Annotated in this window: 1 protein-coding gene; it reads right to left on the bottom strand. The window is 75.9% G+C overall.

The annotated features are described in order from the left end of the window. Nucleotides 1–205: 205 nt before the first annotated feature. Nucleotides 206–528, bottom strand: a 323-nt coding sequence (locus NZ773_16360; protein ID MCS6803497.1) for a hypothetical protein, incomplete at its 5' end; no start/stop codon positions are given.

Here is a 528-nt window from a genome sequence, read left to right as displayed (position 1 = left end):
GCCGTGCGCGCCGGCCCGCGCACGGCGTGCCTCTACGCGCGGCGGGCGCTCGAGCTCGCGGTCCGGTGGGCGTACAGGCACGACGCGGCGCTGATGACGCCCGCCATCGGCCGCACCGCGTGCGGGGGTTCCGCACCAAGGACGAGGTCGAGCCGCCGATCCAGCGGTGCCCCAACGCGCCGGCGTTCGCGACCGGAGCCCGCCGTCATTCCACCCACCACCGGCGCAGCCAGGCGAGGGTGTCGTCGATGGGGAGGGCCTCGGCGAAGCGCCCGAGCTCCGGCAGGCGCCGGATCTCGTCCATGCCGATGCGCAGTCCCGGCGGGAAGGCGGGGGCGAGGCGGTGATAGCGCTCGCCGAGCAGCTGCCGGCACTGGTAGTCGGCGATGCCGACGGTGCCGTCCAGCATCAGGCTGATCAGCGGCCGCGCCCACTGGGCGAAGCCCCAGTCGTGGCGGCGCCCGCGCAGGTACTCGAGGTTGCGCCCGGTGCCGAGCGAGAGCAGCGCGACCGAGTCCAGCGGCGGGC

The organism is Dehalococcoidia bacterium (assembly GCA_025054935.1).
Lineage (GTDB): Bacteria > Chloroflexota > Dehalococcoidia > SpSt-223 > SpSt-223 > JANWZD01.
This window is presented reverse-complemented; position numbering and strand designations above follow the sequence as displayed.